The sequence below is a fragment of the Algoriphagus sp. TR-M9 genome, from assembly GCF_027594545.1.
GTDB lineage: Bacteria > Bacteroidota > Bacteroidia > Cytophagales > Cyclobacteriaceae > Algoriphagus > Algoriphagus halophytocola.
In genome coordinates, this window is record NZ_CP115160.1 from 4,687,220 (window position 1) to 4,703,822 (window position 16,603).

The following is a 16,603-nucleotide window of genomic DNA, read 5'->3' on the forward strand; positions in this document are numbered from 1 at the left end:
AAAAGGAAGGGGAATTAGAAGTAATTTCCTTTCCTTCTTTATAGCATTAAATCTCTATCGATATGAGAACGTTTTTCAGGATTTTGAGTATTGCATTTTTGGTTTTGACCCTAATAGGTGTTGAAAAGTTAAGTGCCCAACAGCTTCCGCAGTTCAGTCAGTATATATTCAACGGATTGCATGTAAACCCGGGCTATGCGGGCTACAAGGGAGAGCCGTATATCCAGAGCACGTACCGCAGCCAGTGGATCAATTTTCCTGGAGCACCTGAGACGTTCACGGTTACCGCGGACCTGGCAGCTAACGAGGGCACGATGGGTTTTGGGGTATCGTTTTTGAGCGACAACCTGGGTCCTGCGAAGACGACTGGAGGGCTTTTGACGTACGCCTACCGTATCCAGACAGGGTCGAAGAGCTTTTTGGGTCTTGGAGTGAGTGCGGGATTCAGCCAGTACTCTATAGACGGGAGCATGCTGGATCCGAACGACTATCCGGACAGCGAGATTCCTGACGGGCGGATCAACCTGACGACTCCGAACCTGAACACAGGTCTGTTCTTCCACAACGACCGTTTCTATGCGGGTTTCAGTATGTACAACATGATCGGCAAGAAGTCCCTGGAGCGTGAGGATGTTGCGCTGGCCTACCACGATTTCCACTACTACCTGACAGCAGGTTACCTGTTTGACCTGGGCAAGGCAGTGAAGTTCAAGCCGAGCTTTTTGATCAAGGAAGTAAAAGGAGCGCCGACGAACTACGACCTGAACGCGATGTTCCTGTTCTACGAGCGGATCTGGGTTGGAGGCAGCTACCGCAGCAACCTGAAGCTGTGGAACGACAACCTGGAGGAGAACCTGAGCAAGCGGAACGCAGTGGCGGCGATCGTGGAGATTTTCGCGACCGAGCGTCTGCGTATCGGCTATGCGTATGACCATAACCTGAACGTGCTGAGCAACTACCGTAACAACTCCCACGAGCTTTCAGTAGGTTACTATCTGATTCCTAGAAAAGCAGTAATGAAAAACCAAAGATGGTTCTGATTATGAAAAAGACACTAACACTACTCAGTATTACAGCAGCGATGGTCTTTGGATCACTGGGAACCGCCGAGGCACAGAAGAGCAAGCTCCGGTACGCCGACCAGCAGATGGAGCTGATGAACTACCAGCATGCGCTGGAAGTGTACGAAGAAGCCTACGCGAAGAAGCCCACGTACGGGACGTCAAAGAAGATCGCCGAGGCACAGGACATATTACGTGACTACGACAGTTCTTATGCCTGGTGGAAGACCACAGTAGGGTATGAAGAAGCCGACTACGGTGACTATGCGCAATACCTCCGATCAGCCCAGCTGAGCGGGAATATGGAAGAGGCCGCTGGAATGCTTTCCGAGAAAGGAGTGGATGCAGACAGTGTTCCGGGAGTTCCGGAGCTGCTGACCGTGGCGAGTAAGCGAAAAGTGAAGCTGGAGCCCGCCGAAGGGCTGAACTCCGAAGGCTCGGACTTCGGGCTGTCCAAGGACGGCAAGGGGAACAGCTACTTTGTCTCCGACAGAGGGGGCAGCTACCCGAGTGAGATGCCCGGCCTGCGGATAGACGGCCGGAACCAATACTTCAGCGAAGAGAAGAACGACTTCACCGACCGGGAATACTTCAGCGTGTACCGCAGGGACAGTACCGGCACCATCAGCGAAGTGGTTTCCAACGTACCGGACACGTACAATTTTTCCGACCCCAGCTACGACAAGGAGCAGGGCGTGCTGTTCTACTCGGTGACCAGGGGGATAAAGAAAGTAAAGAAAGAGAACCAGATCACCGTCCAGCCCGAGATCTATTACAGCAGGCTGAACCAGGACGGTGTGCTGGAAGGCTTTACGCCGGTACCGTTCAACGACTCGATCGGCTATGCGGTGATGAACCCCTTTGTGGACGGCGAGGCGCAACGGCTGTACTTCACCTCCGACATGCCCGGGGGCCAGGGGGGCTATGACCTGTACTATTCAGAATATGACGGAGAGATGAACTTCGGTCCCCCTGTTAACCTGGGCCCGGAGATCAATACCGAAGGCAATGAATCCCATGCCTTCCGGAGGGAGGACAAGTTTTACTTCAGCTCCACCGGCCACCAGGGAGCCGGAGGGATGGACGTGTTCCAGGCCGACTACACCCCGAGCCAGTTCAGCAATGTGCAGAACATGGGCATCCCGGTGAACTCCCTGGCCGATGACTTTGCCTATAGGATCATCGAAGGGGAAGACGGCAAGACCGAGACCTACCTGTCCTCCAACCGGAAAGGGGGAATGGGGCTGGATGACATCTATACGATCCAGGACGTGTACAAGCAGTTTCTGGCGCGTGTGATCGACTGCGAAGGCGTGGTGATCACCGACAGCTACCTGGCGACCCTGAGGGACAAGACCCAGAACGGCAACGTAGAGACCCAAAGAAACGGCAAGGGAGAGCTGACGGCCGAACTGGAGCCGGAGAGTGACTTCGGTATAGTGATCAGCAAGCCGGGGTACTTCAGCATCAGCGACGAGAGCATCACGACCAAGGGCTTCGAAGGGGACACAGTGCGTAGAGAGTACACCCTGACACCTATCCCTTACCAGCTTCCGGTGTATGTGGACATCGTGTACTATGACCTGGACAAGTTTGTGATCCGCGAGGATGCGAAGCCAGCCCTGGACAAGCTGGGCGAGATCATGGGGGAATATCCGTTCCTGGACCTGATCGTCGCCTCCCATACCGACTCCAGAGCGAGTGACGAATACAACATTACCCTGTCCAACAATAGGGCGAAAGCAGTGACCGAATACATGGCACAGCACAACATCACCGCCGACCGTATCCGTCTGGAATGGTTCGGGGAGCAGGAACTGGTGAACGACTGCGGCAACGGCATTCCGTGCAGCGAAGATGCGCACCAGCTGAACAGAAGATCTGAACTGACCCTGGAGGCCTTCCCGGACCCGAGCAGGCAGTATGAGATCCCTGAGAGCTTCCAGGACATGGACTTCTGTGATCCGGAGGCGATCTTTGAGGCGATCCAAAAAGAACTGGAGGCGATCCCAACGATCTACTTCGACTTTGACAAGAGCATGCTGCGGAGCGTGCACAAGAAGGAGCTGGAGCGCACAGCGATCATGCTGAAGAAGATGCCGAACCTGATGCTGTACATCGAGGGGCATACCGACCAGCGTGGATCCGAAGAGTACAACCAGCCGCTGTCCGAGCGCCGGGCCGAGGCCGTGAAGCGCTATCTGCTGGACAGAGGCGTGGAAGAGGGCCGGATGGAAGAGACCTGGTTTGGGGAGACCCGGCCGGTGAACGACTGCAATGAGCTGACCTGTACCGAGGCGATGCACCAGCTGAACCGAAGGACCGAACTGAGAGTAGGCAAATCCTCCTACACCTACTCAGGTAGAAAAAAGAAAGTTGATGTGTTGTAAATAGGATTGATGTAAGTATTAGTTCTAATCCAAAAGAGGCTGCCTTTCGGTAGCCTCTTTTTTTACTCTACCACTTAAAATTTCTTATAATTCCCACACTTACTCTGCTCGAGTGCAAGATCTGATTACCATTCAGATTTTGGGAAATGGGATGCTGATAAACCAAGTTAAGTGTGGTTTGAGTCACATTTAGATCCAATCCGATTTGCGCAAAAGTGACTTTGCCCCCAGTTAGATCTTGTTCCAACCCTTCCCACAAGTCCTTTTGCGAAGCTTCATAATAAAGCCCGGCATTTGGTGCCAAAAGCACTTTTTCACTCGCCTGAAACTGATGGAAGTAAATCCCATAAATATTGAAGCTGTTGCCAGCTTGATAATCCTGCGCTCCCTCGGTGCTCCACTGGTAACTAGCACCGGCATTTATACCTTGATTGTTCAAAAACCACTGGTAATTTAACCTGGGAATAAAAGCGAAAGCCTTTTTTCCTGGCTGGATAATAGGATCAAAATAGTCTCGATTTTCATTGTCAGATTTTACGAGCGCCTGACCAGTCGGTAAATTCATTGCAAATCCAGGACGTATGGTGTGTCGGGATTTTTTGTTATAAATCAGCCAAATGTAATCTCCTGCCAAAGTCAGATCACCCCAGCCCTGAACAAATAGCGTAGTATCCCGGCTTGGATTGGGTAGATCCAGGTATTCTTCATAATAGACCTTATTGAACTCGTAAGGCAGCACGGCGGTAAAGTTCCACTTATTTTTGACCGTAAAATTACCCCGTACTTCCAGGGTCTGATAAGTTTCAAAATCTGCCTTGGATTTCCTCACATAGAGGTTGTTTCCTTCGGGTTCATGCATCACGATGGGGTACCTTCCAGGTACCAAATTGGTGGAAAGTTGCTGGGGATAAGTGAGGATGGATTGGGTGGTAGGAGATACAGATGCATAACTTTTATAATCCTTAAACCCTCGAAACCTATAGAAAAGCCCCAGATAGCTTTTGTTTTGGAGCAGGCTGTATTCGAAGAAATTGCAACTGTCACAAGCATAGCTTTTTTGAGTCCCTAGCAAGGAAAAACTCATCAGACTAAGTAGGACTATTTTTCTGTAAATAGAGTTCATTAGTTGGTTTTTTGATGTTTTTGTAGAAAAACCGAATCTGTCAAAGTGCGCAGAAAGGCTTTGAGGGCTTCTTTTTCTGAGGTATTAAGTGCTATTCCCTCTGATAGTTCAGGAGCCAAGGTTTCATTGATCTGTATGCCATTTTGGTAATGATTCAGGACTTCGTCCAAAGTCTCAAATCTGCCATCATGCATGTAGGGCGCCGTAAGGCTAATGTTTCTGAGGGTTGGAGTTTTGTAAGCTCCGAGGTCTTTAGGATTTGAGCTGATTCTATACCTGCCCAAAAAGAGCCCTTCCAATTCTGGGGGATCAGGATATGCTTTGTCCAGTCCATTATTGTGAAAGCTTCTGTCTGTGAAAAGACCCTCTTGGTGACAGCTGGAGCAATTTTTTTGATAAAGCTGGTAGCCTTTTAATTCCAAGTCACTTAAAACTTCCTCACTTCTCTTCCAGCGATCATATTTGGAGTCTTGGGAAATCAAACTGCGTACATATTGACTGATCGCCCGTGAAACCTGGGCACTTTGGATTTCCTCTTCTCCAAAGACTAAATTGAAGTGCTTCTTGTATTCAGGATCACTTTCCAGATAGGCAACTAGCTCATTTAAATCCGCTCCCATTTCATCTGGATGTGTCAAAGGTCCAAAGTTCAAAGACTCCAGGTCATGTGCACCTCCGTCCCAGAAAAGCCCTTCACTTTGCCAGGGCAAATTGAAAATAGGGGGAGAAGTTCGGTGCAATTCCTTTCCCGAAACTCCGTGCTTGGCCAATGCCAGCCCATCAGTAAATGCCAAAGCAGGACTATGACAAGTAGCGCAGGACACCCGACTATTTGCAGATAGCTTGGGGTCGAAGAATAGTTTTCTACCCAAAGCAACACCTTCTTCAGAAATCATATTCCGGTCTGGCTGTGGAAATCCAGCGACCCGAAGCGTGGGAGAAACTGCAGGAATATAATAATGGATCTCAGGGTCTAAAATCATAGGTTCTTCATCAGAAGAGCAAGCCCAGATTAAAGTGAATCCAATAATGAGTAAGAGTTTAGAGAGCTTTTCCATAGAAAAACCCGGGGACCAAAGTCCCCAGGGCTTCGCTTTTGATTATTTTATGCTGATAAAACCTTCGGAATAGTTGTCCGCTACTTTGCCTGCCAGCTCACCAAACATGATCGTGGTGCTTTCTAACTCGCTCACCTCAAGCGTGTTTGGGTCTAAGAATAGCTCGTCAAGATTGGAATTTAGGGTCAAAGTAGTGGCTTTGCCTGCTCTTACTCCTGAAAGCGGTTGTGTGATGGTTTTGTAGTTGGGATTGGTCCCAATATGCATGACCAGACCTTGTCTTTCGTTGGTTTTGCTGTTAGTGAACTCACCCTCTAATACCAGGAATTTGTAGCCTGTGTTCCAGTTCCAGGCCATGTCAGAGTTAGGGTCCAGATCTCCAGTCTGATCTGTTTTGCCATTGGCAATTTCATCCACACCTATAGAAAATACCAGTTGGTCATAATCTGATGAGGGCACCATTCCCAGGTCAATGCTTTTGTTTCCATCCTCCGAAATCAGGTGGTAACTTTCAGGTTCCACATAAGTTTCACCGGAAACCGAGTTTCTCAACTCCACATTAGAGATGTAATATTTAAATTTCTTAGGCGTGAAATCTTCTCCGGATGGCAGCGTGAATGATTTTCCGTTCAGCTCCAAAGCTTGGCCAGCTAGCACATGCTCCAGTTCTATATTCAGGGCCATAGTGGCTGGGGTTTCCTCGTCTTGGCAGGAGGAGAAAATCAATAATGAACCAAATAGTGCTGTATAAATTAGATTTTTCATTTGTTTAAAGTTTGTAATTCAGACTTAATTAAATGGGTCTGAAAATTTTGGATTGTTTATAAATTCCTCATCTGTCAAGGTGTGTAGAAAGGCGATGATGGCCTTTTTTTCATCCTCACTCAGATGCAGTTTGACGGCATTGCTACCATCGGGAAGCTCATTGCTGGCTTCTAAAATCAATACATCCAGCGTAGGGCTGTTTTGAATGTGATCGTTGTAATGATCGAGTACCTCTTCCAGTGTCTGGAACCTTCCATCATGCATGTAAGGCCCTGTCAACGCGATATTCCTTAGCCCCGGGGCTTTGAATTTTCCCTGGTCAAAAGGGTTTTCAGTCACAGCCATCAAGCCAGTAGCTAGGTTTCCTTCTGCATCCAGACCATTGTTGTGAAATCCTGTAAATCCATTTGGATCACCTGCTGTCAGAAAACCCAGGTGACAGTCACCGCAATTTCCTCCACGCAACTGAAGGGAGGGCTCAGGATGGGTAAAGAAGAGTTCAAGTCCCAGTTGCTCCCCGGGAGTCAGTTGAACCTCATTTCTGATCCAGGCGTCGAACTTGGAATTGGCAGAAAGCAGCGTACGCTGAAACTGGGCCAAAGCCTTACCGATCAGCTCAGCGCTGATTTCCTCCTTGCCAAAGGCACTTTGGAACAAAGCCGGATACTGATCATCAGCTTGTAGCCGGCTCACTGCCTCCGCAATAGGCAGGTTCATTTCCCGTTCATCTTCTATGGGCTGAACAGCCTGCTCCTCAAGCGAAGCCGCTCGCCCGTTCCAAAAGAAGCGGTTTTGCCAGTGAAGATTGGAAAGTGACATGGCATTCATATCCCCGATGGAGTCATGAACACCAAAACTGAATTGATTGCCATCAGTAAAGGCTTTTTGCTGCTGGTGACAGGAGGCGCAGGAAATACTGCCGTCTGCCGATAGCTTTTTCTCATAGAAAAGCATACGGCCCAGCTGTACTCCTTGCTCCGTCAAAGGATTGTCAGCAGGCATGGCTACATTATTCGGAAAATAATCCGGTGCATCCAGGGAAATGGGTGTAGGTCCAGAAACTGGATTTTCCGACTTATTCCCGCAGGAAAGCAAGCCACACATGCAGACTAATCCCAGCCAGGCAGGAATTTGAATTCGCATGAATAGAAAGTTTGATAAAAGAAATCGTTTACTCGATCAAAAAATCACCCCTGTGGTGGATGTTCGATTTCTTTACTCAGGGTTTGGCCAAACCGGTTTTTGTAAAAAGCTTGATGAGCGATAGGCTGGGTAATATTTTCAGGGTGTTTGTAGCTAGGGGATGGATTCGGAATATAGAGTCCAAAATCCTGGCTGAAGGTAAGCGCGGTGTTGTTTTCCTGCCTTTCCTGTTCCTCTTTTAGTTTGGTAGCGAGATAGCACTTGCCGTCACAGTTTAGCATAGGCTTATCTGTATTGATACAGAAATTATCTATGATGTACTTTTGATTCATCGTGAAACTCACTTTGATCACCGAATACACCATGCTGTTCATTACCAAAACAGCGCAAAGCCATATGTAGAGTGAGCTTTTCAGCATTTGGCACAAAAGTAACTTGCAAAAGGTTTCAATGCTATGATTTTTATCAAATATCTGAATTTGATTTTATGTATGTCAGCTTCTATTCATTACTATTTTTTTGACAAGGTCAGAATTTTGGAAAATCCTGCATCAAATTCTGCAAATAATAAAGTCCATTGGTACTGATTTCCTTTTGATAAAGCATTTTTGGCTTTAAATTAAATTTTCCCTTCAACCCAAATTTCCAAAACCATGCGCCTATCTCATCTTCTGTTTTTTCTAGTCATTAATGCCACATTATCCCACGCGCAATTCATCCCAACTGGCACAGCTTATAAGCTGGTTTGGCAGGAGGAGTTTGATCAAGAGGGAGAAGTGAATTCTGATCTCTGGTCTTTCGAAGAAGGATTTAAAAGGAACAATGAACTACAGTGGTACCAAAAGAAAAATGCAGAGGTAAAAGACGGGAGGTTAGTGATCACCGGAAAAAGAGAGCAGGTCAAAAACAGCAATTTTGAGGCTGAAAGTACCGATTGGAGAAGAAATCGGGAGTATGCCGAATACAGCTCCTCTAGTATCAATACCCGCGGGAAATATGAGTTCCAATACGGCGTCATGGAGGTTCGGGCAAGGATCGATACAGCCATGGGCCTATGGCCTGCAATCTGGACCTTGGGGATAAGCAAACCATGGCCTGCCAACGGTGAAATCGATGTAATGGAATATTACCGGGTGAAAGGCGAAGCTACAATTTTGGCCAATGCGGCTTGGGCTGACGAAGGGCAATACAATGCAAAATGGGATAATGCGAAAATTCCATTCAGTGACTTTCTGGAAAAGGACCCAGATTGGCCAAGTAAATTTCATCTTTGGAGAATGGAATGGACGGAAGATTCCATTAAACTCTTTTTGGACGACGAATTGCTAAATGAGATCGATCTGGCAAGAACTGTCAATCCAGATGGTTTCAATCCTTTTCATCAACCTCATTACATCCTGTTAAACCTTGCGATTGGTGGCAATAATGGTGGAGATCCTAGCACTACATCCTTTCCCAAACATTATCTGGTGGACTATGTGAGGGTTTATCAGAAGTAAAGCAACAGGAGTATCATAGTGCCGTTTCTCAAGGGAAAATTGTGGAGCTAATAGATGTTAGAATTTAAACGAAAATGTATTGGTCTTTTTTCTTCCTTCATCAGCCACAGCGGGGGCACGGCTGTTATGGTATCAAATTCTTACTACCTATAGTTTGTGTCTAATGGCACGGAAAAATGTACTATACAAGACTTAGGGATAGGGAATAGTGTAGTTGTATTTTGTGCCCTCTGCGCCACGCTCTGTGCACACTATGGTTAGATCAATCAAAAGTCTTCGAACTATCCGCAATCATCTCGTTGATTTCAGCTAGTTCCTTTTCCGTCAGGTCACGCCACTTGCCCACCGGAATGTCCAAGTGTACATTCATGATCCGGATACGCTTTAGCTGCACAACTTTGAATCCAAAATGCTCACACATTCTGCGGATCTGTCTGTTCAGCCCTTGAGTTAGAATGATCCGGAACTTGAATTTGCTGATTCGCTCCACCTTGCAGGGATCTGTCACAGTATCCAAAATCGGAACCCCGGCACCCATGCCCTGTAAGAACTTTTCATGAATAGGTTTATCCACAGTGACTATGTACTCCTTTTCGTGATTGTTTTTGGAGCGGAGTATCTTGTTTACAATATCCCCCTCGCTGGTTAAAAAAATCAGACCTTCGCTGTCCTTATCCAATCTTCCTATTGGGAAAATACGCTGGGGATGACCTATATAATCGATGATATTGTCCTTTTCACCTTTTGTATCTGTAGTACTTACTATGCCTACAGGTTTGTTAAATGCGATATAGGTATGGGTTTCCTTGGGCTTGCCCACGGGTTCTCCATCCACAGCCACCACATCATTAGGTCCCACTTTGGTGCCGAGCTCGGGGATTTTACCATTGATGGTAATTCGGCCTTCTTCCAAGAGTTTGTCTGCCCCGCGCCTGGAGCAAAAGCCCACTTCGCTGAGGTATTTATTGATTCGTATATAATGAACTTCTTCCACAGGAAATCGAAAATGGATTAAAGTTGCAAGTTAAGGAATAGAAATTTACCGCGGTGAACACGGAGGACTGTGTAGAGAGTACTACTGATTATTTGAATCACTCAACTCCAAATAAGATGTGTCCCTCCGCGTCACTCTTTGTGCACTTTGTGGTTAAAAACAAAAAAAAGCGCAAAACCGAAGTCTTGCGCTTTTCTATGAATGTTTTTAAAGCCTACTCGCTTTTTGCAGGAACTGCCGGTTTTGGAGTTTCTGCAAATAATACCTCTGGATCGCCCGGCAGTTTGATAGCCGCTAGTTTTTCCATGTACTCAGTTTTGGTGGATTCGAAAGCCAGTTTGTTTGCAGAAGAGATAGGTTCAGAAGGTGGGATTTTTTCTTTCAACCAATCTTCCTGCTTGCCATTCTTCCAAAATCTAAAGCAAAGGTGTGGTCCTGTGGCCAATCCAGTGCTACCTACATAGCCGATCACTTGACCCTGCCTGATTCTGGTTCCGGGCTTAATGCCTTTTGCGATCTTGGACATGTGTAGGTATTGCGTAGTGTAGGTGCCGTTATGCTTGATTTTTACATAATTCCCATTGCCGGAAGTGTAACTCGCATGCGTCACGGTTCCTTCACCTACGGAGCGGATTTCGGTTCCCCTAGGCGCAGCGTAGTCAGTGCCCAAGTGAGCTTTGTATCGTTTTTGGACTGGGTGAAACCTTCTTAAGTTGTATCTGGAACTGATCCGGGTGTACTTCAATGGGTCTCTTAGAAATGCCTTTTTGAAGCTCTCTCCATTTTGATCAAAGAAATTGACCTCTCCGTTTTGTTCAAAAGGGATCGCATAGTATGGCACTCCTTTGTGTTCAAAATAGGCAGTTTGGATGTCAGAAACTCCGACTACCACTCCATCTATCACTTTTTCCTCATAGGATACCTTGAACTTATCTCCCTTTTGCAAAGCTCCAAAATCAATGGACCAGCCATAAAGATCAGCAAATTGATCAATGATATCGTAGGTCACTCCCTGATTTCCCATATCCACAGCGAGATTGGAAGCGATGATTCCCCCGGCTTCCTTTGTTCTGAACGACGCGGGTTTTTCTGCCTTGTAAATATCGATGGAATCCAAGTTGAACACCACGTATTCGGCTGGATTGGGTTCGTAAATGAAGAACTGTGCTTTGGTGGAGTCCGATGGGGTTACCACCGTGAATTTTTTGTCAGCAGCGATGCCTCTTACATCAAAAATCTCCTTGGATTTTTTGGCGATTTCGTCGATGATCTGATAAGGGACATTGAAAGGTGCAAGAATGGATCCTAAAGTCTGGTTTTTTCTGACGGTTCCTTCTACAATATTCAGCCCGGTGACATTGATTCCGTACAGGAATACCTGGTTTTCCAGGGAATCAATCAGTGGTGGTTCCACGATCTCAGGCTCCTTTTCGGCTTGAAAAGGCAGGCTGAAAAATTGGAGCGAAGATGCTGCGCCTATGGTGATAACGAGTGCAGCAATTCCTATCCAAATCTTTTTCATTAATCTATAGTATTAGGGGAATTTTTGAAATTTAGCTCAAAGAAGCAAAAAAGGGCTTTTAATCCAAGTTTTGGGGCATAAACCTTTTGTTTGCTGCTGGACAATTATTATACCAACGACGGGTTCTGGAGAAATATTTCATTTGGCTCCCCCTTCTGACAGTTTGGGAGTATTTACGTTTTGTTGAAGAATTAAGCCCTTTTGTAGATGAATTGCGAAGAAATTTTTGAAAATAATGCTAATCCTCCAATGAATCCTGTATTCTCACAGTCATTTCTTTATCTTTGACATCCCAAAAAAAACTAAAATATCATGCTGAGAACGCATACTTGTGGCGAGCTTCGCCTGGATCAGGTCAATCAGGAAGTAACACTTGCCGGCTGGGTGCAGCGCGTCAGAAATAAAGGTGGATTGATCTGGGTGGATCTTCGGGATCGATACGGATTGACTCAATTAATATTTGAAGAGGAATCCAGCGAAAAAGCATTGTTGGAAAAAGCAGAAACCCTAGGTCGGGAATTCGTAGTGCAAGCTACCGGAACCGTGATCGAGCGGACTTCCAAAAATGATAAAATACCTACAGGTGCGATAGAAATCAAGGTAAAAACCCTGAAAGTCCTCAATGCTGCTAAAGTCCCTCCATTTATCATTGAGGACGAAACTGACGGTGGCGATGAGCTGCGTATGAAATACCGGTACCTGGATCTGCGTAGAAATGTGGTGCGTGAAAAACTGCAACTTCGTCACAAGATGATGCAGGAGACCCGGAAATACATGGATGCCCAAAATTTCATAGAGGTGGAAACGCCTGTTTTGATCAAATCCACTCCGGAAGGAGCGCGTGACTTCGTAGTGCCTAGCCGTACCAATCCAGGTGAATTTTACGCCTTGCCACAGTCTCCACAGACCTTCAAGCAGCTGCTGATGGTCTCTGGCTTTGACCGGTATTTCCAGATTGTAAAGTGCTTCCGTGACGAAGATTTGAGAGCAGACCGACAGCCTGAATTTACCCAGATTGACTGCGAGATGGCCTTCGTAGACCAAGAGGATATTTTAAGCACTTTCGAAGGGCTGACCAAGCATTTATTCAGTACGGTGAAAGGGGTGGAACTGGAAGAGGTGAAGCGTATGACCTTTGCAGATGCCATGAAGTATTATGGTAACGATAAGCCGGATCTTCGCTTTGATATGAAATTTGTGGAGCTGAATGAGGTAGCTAAAGGCAAGGGTTTTGGCATTTTTGACAATGCGGAGTTGGTCGTAGGTATCTGTGCCAAAGGCGCCGCGGAATATACCCGTAAGCAACTGGATGCGCTGACAGACTGGGTCAAACGCCCGCAGATAGGAGCCAAAGGCATGGTTTACGCCAAATACACTGCAGACGGTACGATCAAATCTACCGTGGATAAATTTTATTCTGCCGAAGACTTACAGGCTTGGGCAGCCACTTTCGAAGCAGAACCTGGAGACTTGATGTTGATCCTTAGTGGTGACGCGGATAAGGTACGCAAGCAGCTTTCTGAGCTTCGCTTGAAAATGGGCGAGGACTTGGGATTAAGAGATAGAAATGTATTTAAGCCACTTTGGGTGATGGATTTTCCGCTCTTGGAATGGGATGAGGAAACCCAACGCTACCATGCCATGCACCACCCATTTACCTCACCAAAGAAAGAAGATATTCCATTATTGGATGCAGACCCGGGAGCCGTCAGAGCCAATGCCTATGACTTGGTAATAAATGGAGTTGAAATCGGAGGAGGATCTATCCGTATCCACGACAAAGCCACCCAGCAACTGATGTTTAAGCACCTTGGTTTCTCGGAAGATGAAGCCCAAAAGCAATTCGGGTTCCTGATGGAAGCCTTTGAATATGGTGCACCGCCACATGGTGGAATTGCCTTTGGCTTTGATAGACTCTGTGCGATTTTTGGAGGTTCGGATTCTATCAGAGATTACATTGCCTTCCCGAAAAATAACTCCGGTCGTGATGTGATGATAGATTCTCCAAGCAGTATTGCTGATGAGCAATTGACAGAGCTTTCCATACGACTGGCAGTGAAAGAATAGGAACGGGTAGAGCTAGAAACTTTTCGGTCTATGGGGACATTGTCCGGGAAGGGGTACGAACAGTTTCTAACCCATGCAAACAAAGCAAAATGAGAAGGCTGTCTCAGCGTTGAGGCAGCCTTTTTTTGCCTAAACTTATTGGAAGCTACCACTACCTGGGATAGTAACCTTTTCAAATTTTACTTTTGGATTATACGCTTTGTTACCAAAAAAAGCCAAAACCTAAATGGATTTGCCCAAGACAAACATTTGGGCTACATCTGTTATCCGTCACTCGTGCTGAGCGAAGCCGAATAACCGGTCCTCTGACCAGGTGAGCAAAGAATTGGTGGATACTGGCATCATTCCGTATATTCATGTTTTATTTTTACCTTAACGGGTAATACAGTTTTTTGAATTGAGATATTTAAATCTACTTCCAGTGAAAAAGCCAACTAAAAAATCTCTACTATTATTTCTATCCTTGCTGGTAATTGCAAGTTTTTCTACTCTAGAAAGCCTCAAGGCCCAGGGAGCCCAAAAAGTCTTTAACCCCATGTATGAGGACTATTACGATAGTCTGAAAAATATGGACTACCCTTACTTTTTCCCGATTTTAGGAAAAGGCGCCTATTCCAGAGGGTATGACTTGCAGCATGCCTGGGGAGCCAGTGCTATCTATTTTACCCAGCAGCAGCAGATTTTAATAGAAAGTACTTCAGTAGGTTTTGGCGGGTCAGAGCTAGTAGATATCAGTGATTTTATCAATTTTGGACCAACCATTGCGACCACCAATGCCTACTCTTTTCGCCCTGATTTTTGGATACTTCCCTTTGTGAACGTCTATGGGATATTAGGAGGGGGCACTACCACTACAGAAGTGACCTTATTGGATCCTGTTTCGTTTGAGACCGCCCAGAATTTCGCAGTAGATAGTTATGGATTAGGGATTACACTCACAGGTGCCGTAGGGCCAGTCTGGCTCGCCTGGGATAATAATTACAACTTTGCCGATGTGGAAGTGGTGGTGGAGCCTGTTCCGGCCTTTAACAGTAGTTTTCGTGTAGGACATACCATTCCCTCCATCAATAACCCCCAGCGTAACCTCTCAGTATGGGCAGGTACCTTTTTTCAGATCATTCAAAATGATACCCAGGGAAGTATACCGGTTTCGGACTTGGTGCCTGAGCTAGGTGATGGAGCTCTAATCGACCGATTGAACGAATGGGCAGATGGTTTGCCTCCTGCTCAGCGCGTGGTAGTCAAGCAAATCATAGACAAATTGGATGAAGCTGCCTCCGGAATAGACCCAGAAAATGCGATGATAGAGTATAAACTGGATAAAAAAGTAGCCGCTCCTTTTAATTTGATCTTTGGTGCCCAATACCAATTCAATAAACGCTGGATTTTACGATCTGAGCTTGGAGTTTTTGGAAAGCGCTCGCAGTTTCTGTTAAATCTTAACTATAGGATTCCTGGTATTTTCAAAACCAAAAAATAGGGCCAGATTACACTTCACCTCTTATTACTAATTCCCATGCCCCATGCTCAGGTCACATAAGTTTTTGTTTCTATTCCTGTTTTTTGTCCTCCTGTCCGGCAGTACCAAATCGCAGGTGATTATGAGTTTGCTCTTCGGTGATGATCTGAACAATGAAAACAACATGTTTGGTCTCCATATGAACTACAGCTGGAATAACATGACCAACCTACCTGAAAGTGAAGCCATGGCCAATTTCAACTTGGGACTGTTTTTTACGCATAAGTTTGAAAATAACTGGCAGCTAAATGTGGATATGCTGGCCAAATATCGCAGGGGAGCCTCAGGCATACCAGCCTACGATCTGGGAGATGAAAATCTCAACGATTACTATGGAAGTACCGACTTTACCCGCAGCATTAAATACCTGAGCCTGCCCATTACCATGCGCTATGAATTGCCAAAACGGGTGTTTTTGGAGCTAGGGCCACAGGTTTCCTTTAGGCTAAAGGCCATAGATGAATTTGAGGCTGAGCTACCCCAAGGGGATATCACGCTCGATGTGGATATCCACGATGAGGTGCAGAGGTTTGATTTCGGGTATGTGGCGGGGATAGGGTGGTTCTTTGACAAAGAGTCCCTGAATGCCATAGGTTTTCGATATAACGGAGGCTTCACCGACGTGATGAAAAACGATGCCAACAAACAAGCCCATCAGCAATGGGGATTCTTCTGTAACCTGCCCATAGGCAGAGGGAAGATGGAATAAATAGGGCATGCTCCCGGAGCATCTCGAAGTATGGGGAAATATAGTATATTGAACTATTGAATCCTTAATCTACTCCTGCCCATGAAATCGAGCATGTCGGAAGCGACACACAGAGGGATGATTATCTCCCAGGCGATATTCCATACCGTTTCCTTCGTCACGGGACAGGTTGTGGCCTTTAAAAGACAAATTATAAACACATGAAAAAGCCCATTATCTTTCTGCTCCTTGCTATCTTTTGCCTTTCCTGTAAAGAGGATGAAGCTCCCGTTCTAACTCTAAATGGTGACTATGTAAATACGGTAGAGTCGGAAACTGATGAACTTTCTGAAATGACTTTCATGAGATTTAGAAGTACTGGGGAACTGACCGTAAGTTACTACAGGCAATTAAAGCCTGAAGGAAGTAATTGCCTAAAGTCCATACGCAAAGGTACCTACCGCATCGTGGGAGAGGAATTTAGATTTACCGTACTCGAAACTCTTGGCCCAGATCCGGCAGTTTTTGACATCAATGGAGAATGCCCTACAGAAGCACAGTTGGTAAATGGGCAGGGGCCAGAACCTCTGGAATTTACAGGATCAATTAGCGTGGATGAATCGAAAATATCGTTTGAGTTACAGTATACATGTGAACCTCATTATTCCAGTTTTTGCCCTGAAAAAGTAACTTATGTCCAATATATGGAATAAAATTGGGGCAGAAGACCTAATATTCAGTCTGTCTCGCTTGAGAAGCGATTTTACTTTATAA

The 16,603-nt window shown here is 46.1% G+C and carries 14 protein-coding genes; 7 read left to right on the top strand and 7 right to left on the bottom strand.

What is annotated here, in order from left to right; translation table 11 throughout:
* Positions 1-62 precede the first annotated feature (62 nt).
* Positions 63-1,040 (top strand): PorP/SprF family type IX secretion system membrane protein, encoded by a 978-nt coding sequence (locus PBT90_RS19875; protein WP_270130808.1) that lies wholly within the window; start codon positions 63-65, stop codon positions 1,038-1,040.
* Positions 1,041-1,042: 2 nt separating this feature from the next.
* On the top strand, positions 1,043-3,451 hold the full coding sequence (locus PBT90_RS19880) for an OmpA family protein (protein ID WP_270130810.1): 2,409 nt from the start codon (positions 1,043-1,045) through the stop codon (positions 3,449-3,451).
* A 67-nt stretch (positions 3,452-3,518) separates the two neighbouring features.
* Here PBT90_RS19880 and PBT90_RS19885 read toward each other — a convergent pair whose 3' ends face one another.
* The 5 genes from PBT90_RS19885 to PBT90_RS19905 are packed head-to-tail and all read right to left on the bottom strand — an operon-like array spanning position 3,519 to position 7,959.
* Positions 3,519-4,574, bottom strand: a complete 1,056-nt coding sequence (locus tag PBT90_RS19885; RefSeq protein ID WP_270130812.1) for a transporter family protein — start codon at positions 4,572-4,574, stop codon at positions 3,519-3,521.
* Positions 4,574-5,632 (bottom strand): cytochrome-c peroxidase, encoded by a 1,059-nt coding sequence (locus PBT90_RS19890; protein ID WP_270130814.1) that lies wholly within the window; start codon positions 5,630-5,632, stop codon positions 4,574-4,576. Before PBT90_RS19890 ends, PBT90_RS19885 begins: the two co-directional genes overlap by 1 nt.
* Before the next feature lie 42 nt (positions 5,633-5,674).
* Entirely contained in the window at positions 5,675-6,397 is a 723-nt protein-coding gene (locus PBT90_RS19895) for an MbnP family protein (protein ID WP_270130816.1), read from the bottom strand.
* A gap of 24 nt (positions 6,398-6,421) precedes the next feature.
* The gene (locus PBT90_RS19900) at positions 6,422-7,540 is read right to left on the bottom strand and encodes a cytochrome-c peroxidase (protein ID WP_270130819.1); all 1,119 of its coding nucleotides are present in this window, start codon (positions 7,538-7,540) and stop codon (positions 6,422-6,424) included.
* Positions 7,541-7,584: 44 nt separating this feature from the next.
* Positions 7,585-7,959, bottom strand: coding sequence for a hypothetical protein (locus PBT90_RS19905; RefSeq protein WP_270130821.1), 375 nt, complete (start codon positions 7,957-7,959; stop codon positions 7,585-7,587).
* A 234-nt stretch (positions 7,960-8,193) separates the two neighbouring features.
* Here PBT90_RS19905 and PBT90_RS19910 point away from each other — a divergent pair, with 234 nt between their 5' ends.
* Complete coding sequence (locus PBT90_RS19910) at positions 8,194-9,039, top strand: glycoside hydrolase family 16 protein (protein ID WP_270130823.1); 846 nt, start codon at positions 8,194-8,196, stop codon at positions 9,037-9,039.
* Between the two features lie 262 nt (positions 9,040-9,301).
* On the opposite strand, the gene rluF is transcribed toward PBT90_RS19910, so the two are convergent.
* Both rluF and PBT90_RS19920 read right to left on the bottom strand, forming a co-directional pair.
* Complete coding sequence (rluF, locus tag PBT90_RS19915; RefSeq protein ID WP_264808253.1) at positions 9,302-10,033, bottom strand: 23S rRNA pseudouridine(2604) synthase RluF; 732 nt, start codon at positions 10,031-10,033, stop codon at positions 9,302-9,304.
* A gap of 214 nt (positions 10,034-10,247) precedes the next feature.
* A complete protein-coding gene (locus tag PBT90_RS19920) occupies positions 10,248-11,555 on the bottom strand; it encodes a peptidoglycan DD-metalloendopeptidase family protein (protein ID WP_270130827.1) in 1,308 nt (435 codons plus the stop codon).
* Between the two features lie 312 nt (positions 11,556-11,867).
* Between PBT90_RS19920 and aspS the strand changes: the two genes are divergently transcribed.
* From aspS to PBT90_RS19940, 4 genes are all read left to right on the top strand, one after another.
* A complete protein-coding gene (gene aspS / locus PBT90_RS19925) occupies positions 11,868-13,622 on the top strand; it encodes an aspartate--tRNA ligase (RefSeq protein ID WP_270130829.1) in 1,755 nt (584 codons plus the stop codon).
* Positions 13,623-14,043: 421 nt separating this feature from the next.
* Positions 14,044-15,102, top strand: coding sequence for a hypothetical protein (locus tag PBT90_RS19930; protein ID WP_270130831.1), 1,059 nt, complete (start codon positions 14,044-14,046; stop codon positions 15,100-15,102).
* A gap of 43 nt (positions 15,103-15,145) precedes the next feature.
* Positions 15,146-15,850, top strand: coding sequence for a porin family protein (locus PBT90_RS19935; RefSeq protein ID WP_270130832.1), 705 nt, complete (start codon positions 15,146-15,148; stop codon positions 15,848-15,850).
* Positions 15,851-16,050: 200 nt separating this feature from the next.
* Positions 16,051-16,542: a hypothetical protein gene (locus tag PBT90_RS19940; protein WP_270130833.1), complete on the top strand. Its 492-nt coding sequence runs from the start codon at positions 16,051-16,053 to the stop codon at positions 16,540-16,542.
* Positions 16,543-16,603: the final 61 nt, after the last annotated feature.